The sequence below is a fragment of the Pantoea sp. 18069 genome (genome assembly GCF_902706035.1).
Classification (GTDB): Bacteria; Pseudomonadota; Gammaproteobacteria; order Burkholderiales; family Burkholderiaceae_C; genus Comamonas.
In genome coordinates, this window is the sequence record NZ_CACSJA010000166.1 from 1 (window position 1) to 304 (window position 304).

1 protein-coding gene is annotated in these 304 nt (G+C 54.9%); it reads left to right on the forward strand.

Going from position 1 to position 304, the window contains the following annotated elements:
• A partial coding sequence (locus GVL12_RS26820) for a hypothetical protein (RefSeq protein ID WP_235034000.1) occupies nt 1-215 on the forward strand: 215 nt, incomplete at its 5' end.
• Between the last annotated feature and the right edge of the window lie 89 nt (nt 216-304).

A 304-nucleotide genomic window follows, 5' to 3' on the forward strand; every position in this document is an offset into this window, starting at 1 on the left:
CCATCTCGAACAGGACAGTGAAACGACTTTGCGCCGATGATAGTGCGGGTTCCCGTGTGAAAGTAGGTCATTGTCAGGCTCTTACAGCAGCAAACCCCCAGCGCCCCAAAGGCCTGGGGGTTTTCTTTTTTCCGGCAGAACAACCGGACTTCCATGAATACAAAAAAAGAGTAAGGGGCCAGCAAACACACGTTGATATCGACCCGACGCTGTAGGAGGCTCGTGTCCACCAACTTAGGCGGACACATGAACACTTACGGGATAGATTTGATGGGCCGGCGACGCCGGCGGCGGCATAGCTCGG